The sequence below is a fragment of the Pseudomonas sp. K5002 genome (assembly GCF_013386655.1).
Taxonomy (GTDB): Bacteria; Pseudomonadota; Gammaproteobacteria; order Pseudomonadales; family Pseudomonadaceae; genus Aquipseudomonas.
Map to the genome: position 1 here is coordinate 1 of NZ_JACARK010000457.1, position 5944 is coordinate 5944.

Annotated in this window: 5 protein-coding genes; 2 read left to right on the plus strand and 3 right to left on the minus strand. The window is 60.2% G+C overall.

Annotated features, from left to right (window positions below):
- The coding region (locus HX846_RS20300) for a BCCT family transporter (protein ID WP_178965982.1) at positions 1-1460 on the plus strand (1460 nt) is incomplete at its 5' end.
- Between the two features lie 154 nt (positions 1461-1614).
- Here HX846_RS20300 and choV read toward each other — a convergent pair.
- From choV to HX846_RS20315, 3 genes are all read right to left on the minus strand, one after another.
- Positions 1615-2793, minus strand: a complete 1179-nt coding sequence (choV, locus tag HX846_RS20305; protein WP_177027999.1) for a choline ABC transporter ATP-binding protein — start codon at positions 2791-2793, stop codon at positions 1615-1617.
- Positions 2790-3635 carry a choline ABC transporter permease subunit gene (gene choW, locus HX846_RS20310; protein ID WP_003216909.1) on the minus strand — a complete coding sequence of 282 codons (846 nt, stop codon included), beginning with the start codon at positions 3633-3635 and terminating at the stop codon, positions 2790-2792. Before choW ends, choV begins: the two co-directional genes overlap by 4 nt.
- A gap of 68 nt (positions 3636-3703) precedes the next feature.
- The gene (locus HX846_RS20315) at positions 3704-4651 is read right to left on the minus strand and encodes a choline ABC transporter substrate-binding protein (RefSeq protein WP_003216912.1); all 948 of its coding nucleotides are present in this window, start codon (positions 4649-4651) and stop codon (positions 3704-3706) included.
- Between the two features lie 436 nt (positions 4652-5087).
- On the opposite strand from HX846_RS20315, the gene HX846_RS20320 reads away from it, so the two are divergent.
- Positions 5088-5944, plus strand: an 857-nt coding sequence (locus HX846_RS20320; RefSeq protein ID WP_178965983.1) for an L-serine ammonia-lyase, incomplete at its 3' end; no start/stop codon positions are given.

The window sequence follows — 5944 nt, forward strand, 5'->3', positions numbered from 1 at the left end:
GCTCGGCGCTGTACCCGCTGGTGGGCGAGCGTTGGGTCAAAGGCGCGGCCGGTCACGCGGTGGACGGCTTCGGCATGTTCGTGACCCTGCTGGGCCTGGTGACGAACCTGGGGATTGGTTCGATGCAAGTGTCCTCCGGGTTGGAAAACCTGTTCGGCATGCAGCACAGCAACACCAACCTGCTGATCGTGATCATCGTGATGAGCACCGTGGCGACTATTGCTGCGGTGTCGGGTGTGGAGAACGGCATTCGCCGCCTGTCCAACCTGAACATCGTGCTGTTCAGCGGCCTGCTGATTTTCGTATTGCTGTTTGGCCCGACTTTGCACTTGCTCAACGGCTTCGTGCAGAACATCGGCGACTACATGAACGGCATCGTGCTGAAGACCTTCGACCTGTACGTGTACGAAGGCGACGCCGACAAGACCGAACGCTGGATGGGCCTGTGGACCCTGTTCTACTGGGCCTGGTGGATTTCCTGGGCGCCATTCGTGGGCATGTTCATCGCGCGTATTTCCCGTGGTCGCACGGTGCGTGAACTGGTGGCCGGCGTGCTGCTGATCCCGCTGGGCTTCACCCTGGCGTGGCTGTCGATCTTCGGCAACTCGGCCCTGGACCTGGTGGTGAACCATGGTGCGGTGGAGTTGGGCAAGACGGCGCTGGAACAGCCGTCCATGGCGATCTACCAACTGCTTGAGCATTACCCGGCGTCGAAAATCGTCATCGGTGTGTCGATCTTCGTGGGCTTCGTACTCTTCCTGACCCCGGCGGATTCCGGCGCGGTGATGATGGCGAACCTGTCCTGCAAGGGCGGCAACGTTGACGAAGATGCGCCGCACTGGCTGCGGATTTTCTGGTCGGCGGTGATCACCCTGGTGACCATCGGCCTGCTGTTCGCCGGTAACTTCGAAGCCATGCAAACCATGGTGGTGCTGGCGGGCTTGCCGTTCTCGGTGGTGCTGGTGTTCTTCATGTTCGGCCTGCACAAGGCGATGCGCCAGGACGTGGCGATCGAGTTGGAGCAGGCGCAGTTGGCCGAGCGTGGTCGGCGTGGTTTCAGCGAGCGTTTGACTGCCCTGGACCTGCAACCGAGCCAGGGTACCGTGCAACGCTTTATGGACAAGCACGTCACGCCGGCGCTGGAAGAAGCGGCGACTGCGTTGCGTGACCAGGGGCTGGAAGTGCAGACCCTGCTGGGCAAATCCAAGCGCTGCATTGGTGTGCGCATCGAGATGCAAGAGGGCAATCCGTTTGTCTACGAGGTCAGCCTGGATGCTTATTCGTCGGCACCGAACGACTTGCCCGAGGAAGAACGCACGCGCTACTACCGCGCCGAGGTTTACCTGCACAACGGGCCTCAGGAATACGACCTGATGGGCTTCACCCAGGAGCAGATCACCCGGGACGTGCTCGATCAGTTTGAAAGCCATCGGCAGCTCCTTGGCCGTGTCTATAGCTGAGTGTTGAAAGGACAGGTGGTGTCGTTACTGACACCACCTGAGCAAAATGTGGGAGCGGGCTTGCTCGCGAATGCGCAGTGTCAGTCAGTACATCTGACACTGATACACCGCATTCGCGAGCAAGCCCGCTCCCACATTTTTTTTGCGGTGTCTGTTAGCCCAGGTTCTTGCCCAAGAGGGCGTGATAGAGCTCGCTGTCACCCAGAATCCCCACCACCTTGTTGTCGTCCTGCAGCACCAGCTTGTTGCCTGTCTGGTACCGAATCTGCAACGCATCGCGCATCCCGATATTCGAATCCACCAGCGTCGGCATCCGGCCCAGGCCCTCCACCGATTGCCCCGGTGCCCAGTTCTGCAAGTTCAGCACCGAACCGTTCTGCCGCGCGCCCTTGATGGTGTTGCCTTCGGCCAGGTCCAGCCACGAGTCACCGCCCGGGTCCAGGCTGATGGAGCCGTTGACGTGGGTGCAGTTATCCACCGTGCGCATCAGGCTGCGGCCACACAGCACATTCAGCGGGTTGGTGTGGGCCACGAAGGTCCGCACATAGTCATCCGCCGGGTTCAGCACGATCTCTTCCGGCACGCTGTACTGGATGATCCGCCCGTCTTTCATGATCGCGATGCGGCTGCCGAGTTTCAGCGCCTCATCCAGGTCATGGCTCACGAATACGATGGTCTTGCTCAGCTTGCGTTGCAGCTCCAGCAACTCATCCTGCAAGCCCTGGCGGATCAGCGGGTCGAGTGCCGAGAAGGGTTCGTCCATCAACAGGATATCGGCGTCCATCGCCAATGCGCGGGCCAGGCCGACACGCTGCTGCATGCCACCGGAAAGCTCGTCGGGCTTCTTGTTGCGCCACTGCGACAGGCCCACCAGTTCCAGCTTGTCATCCACCAGCTTGCGTCGTTCTTTCTCCGGGCGGCCCTGCATCTCCAGGCCGAAGCTGATGTTCTCGCGCACCGTCAGCCAGGGCATCAGGGCGAACTTCTGGAACACCATGGCGATGCGCTGGGTGCGCATCATTTTCAGCTCGGCGGGGGTGCAGGATGCGATGTCGATCTGGCGACCTTCATGCTCCACAAACAGCTTGCCGCGGCTGACGGTGTTCAAGCCATTGATGCAGCGCAACAAGCTCGACTTGCCCGAGCCGGACAGGCCCATCAGCACGCAGATCTCGCCTTTCTCGACATCCAGGCTGGCGTTTTCAACGCCGACAATCTGCCCGGTCTTTTTCAGGATCTCGTTGCGCGTCATGCCCTGGTCCAGCAGCTTGAGCGCCTCGCGTGGGTCTTTGGAGAAGATCACGTCGACATTTTCGAATCGGATAATGCTCATGCATCACCCCCTACTTTGGCGTCGGGTTGTTTGCAGATGCGGTCGAGCATGATGGCCAGCAATACGATCGCCAGGCCGGCTTCAAAGCCCAGGGCGATGTCGGCGGTGTTCAGCGCGTTGACCACCGGTTTGCCGAGGCCGTCGGCGCCCACCAGGGCCGCGATCACCACCATCGACAACGACAGCATGATGCATTGGGTAATGCCGGCGGCGATGCTCGGCATGGCGTGGGGCAGTTCGATCCGCGAGAGCAACTGACGGCGCGAGCAGCCAAAGGCCTTGCCGGCGTCCATCAACTCTTGCGGCACATCACGGATACCCAGGTAAGTCAGACGGATAGGCGCGGCAATCGCAAACACCACCGTGGAAATCAGCCCGGGCACCACACCCAGCCCGAAGAGGGTCAGGGTAGGGATGAGGTAGACGAAGGTCGGTACGGTCTGCATCAGATCGAGCACCGGCCGCATCAGGGTGTAGAACATCGGTTTGTGCGCGGCAACGATGCCCAGCGGCACGCCGATCACCACGCAGACCAGGGTGGCGAACAGCACTTGCGCCAGGGTCTCCATGGTTTCCTGCCAGTACCCCAGGTTGAGGATCAGCAGGAAGGAGGCGATGACAAAAACGGTCAGGCCCCATTTGCGTTGAATGAAGTGAGCGAGCAGCGCAATCAGACCGATCAATGCCAGTGGATTGAACCAGGTCAGCGCGAACGTCACGCCGTGGATCATCGTTTCCAGGGTCGATGCGATTGCGTCGAAGTAGGCGGCCCCGTGTTGGGTCAACCACTCAACGAAGGCAGCGATGTACTGGCCTAGCGGGATTTTATGTTCAGTCAGCATGGTAGTGAATGTCCACATGCGAAGAGGAAAAACATCCCGGGCCAGCGTACCGGCCCGGGGTCAGCGGTTTACTTGGCGAGGTAAGCTTTGACGGCCTCCAGTCCTGGTTTGCCATCGACCGTGGTGACACCGGCGAGCCAGGTGTCGAGCACTTGCGGGTTCTTCTTCAGCCACGCCTTGGCGGCGGCGTCAGGCTTCATTTTGTCGTCCAGGACGTTACCCATCAGGGTGCTTTCCATGTTCAGGGTGAACGACAGGTTTTTCAGCAACTGGCCCACGTTGCTGCATTCCTGGGTGTAGCCCTTGCGGACGTTGGTGTAGATGGTGGCCTGGCCGTAGTTGGGGCCGAATGAATCATCACCCCCGGTCAGGTACTTCATCTTGAAGCGGGTGTTCATCGGGTGCGGTTCCCAGCCGAGAAACACGATGGCCTGGTCGCGCTTGGTGGCGCGTTCCACCTGCGAAAGCATCCCGGCTTCGCTGGATTCGACCACTTTGAAACCGGCGGTTTTCAGGCCGAAAGCGTCCTTGTCGATGAGGGTCTGGATGGTCCGGTTGCCGTCGTTGCCCGGCTCGATCCCGTAGATCTTGCCGCCCAGCTCATCCTTGAATTTGACGATGTCGGCGAAGTCTTTCAGGCCCTTGTTGTACAGCGCTTCCGGTACGGCCAGGGTGTACTTGGCGTTTTCCAGGTTGGCGCGCACGGTTTCCACGGTGCCGGCATCACGGTACTGCTTGATGTCGTTTTCCATGGTCGGCATCCAGTTGCCGAGGAAGATGTCCATGTTCTTGCCGTCGGCCAGGGACTTGTAGGTCACGGGTACTGAAATCATCGTGGTGCGGGGTTTGTAGCCGAGGCCCTTGAGGACTTCGCTGGTGGTGGCGGTGGTGACGGTGATGTCGGTCCAGCCGACATCGGAGAAGTTGACGGTCTGGCATTGCGCCGGTTCTGCAGCGTGAGCCACGACTGGCAGACTCAGCATGGCGGCCAACAACAACGACGGGGAACCTTTCATGGGGGTGGACTCCTGGTGTTTTTCTGGCGGCAATAACACCGCGCTTATAGGTGTTGCGGTTGGGCGTGCGGCACAGCTCTGCCACGCAACTGTGCAAACGAGTCGAGACTGATCATGTACCAGTGAAAATCTGACGCCTACAGGGGGCGTCGTATCCAGTACAGGGATGGTCGTATCCAGTGTCGGTGACGTCGCTTACAGATTTTTTCCACGGCAAAACTGCACTTTTTACCGATCTGCACCGCAAAAAACGGCCAAAACGTCGCCTTCCACAACAGCGGCGCTGATGAGCATGGGTACGTCGGTGTGAGACGCCGTGAGCGCCAGCAAAAGCTTGATGATGGCCGCATCTGGGCGGATTGCGACATGAGCGTAGCAGCTCCGTCACCAGGCGTTATGTGCGCCTGGCCTGTGCTCATCGAGGAGTTTCACGGCAATGGCTATCAGCGTTTTCGACCTGTTCAAGATCGGCATTGGGCCTTCGAGTTCTCACACCGTCGGCCCCATGCGCGCCGCGGCGTTGTTCGTTCAAGGATTACGTGAACGTGATGTGTTGGAACAAGTCAGGCGCGTCGAAGTTCAGCTGTATGGCTCCTTATCGGCCACGGGCATCGGTCACGGCAGCGACAACGCGGTGATCATGGGCCTGATGGGCGAGTGGCCGGACGCGATCGATCCGTCACAGATCGGCATCCGCATCGAAACCCTGCGCGAGACCAACACCCTGCTGCTGGACGCACGTTTGCCGGTGCCTTTCTTATGGGCGCGGGACATGCGCCTGATCGACGAAAACCTGCCGTTCCACCCTAATGCCATGACCCTGGTGGTGTTCGGTGATAACGGCGAGCTGCACCGCGACACCTACTACTCGGTGGGCGGCGGATTCGTGGTGGATGAAGCCCAGGCCAACAGCGGCGTGGCGGACATGGACCGCACCGAGCTGCCCTATGATTTTTCCAGTGCGGTGGAACTGCTGCAGCTGTGCAAGACCCACAACCTGCGCGTCGCTGAGCTGATGTTGGCGAACGAAAAAACCTGGCGCTCGGAAGAAGAAATCCGCAGCGGCCTGATGAAGCTCTGGCGCGCCATGCAGGATTGCGTGGAGCAAGGCCTCAAGCACGAAGGCATCCTTCCCGGCGGCCTCAATGTAAGGCGCCGTGCAGCCAAGTTGCACCGCAGCTTGCAGGAGCTGGGCAAGCCGAACGTGATCGGCTCGACCTTGAGCGCGATGGAATGGGTCAACCTGTTCGCCCTGGCGGTGAATGAAGAAAACGCCGCCGGCGGGCGCATGGT

What these genes read in the sequence shown, in the direction of transcription:
- choV (WP_177027999.1), bottom strand. Translation starts at nt 2,793, where the DNA reads ATGAGCATTATCCGATTCGAAAATGTCGACGTGATCTTCTCCAAAGAC.
- HX846_RS20315 (WP_003216912.1), bottom strand. Translation starts at nt 4,651, where the DNA reads ATGAAAGGTTCCCCGTCGTTGTTGTTGGCCGCCATGCTGAGTCTGCCA.
- choW (WP_003216909.1), bottom strand. Translation starts at nt 3,635, where the DNA reads ATGCTGACTGAACATAAAATCCCGCTAGGCCAGTACATCGCTGCCTTC.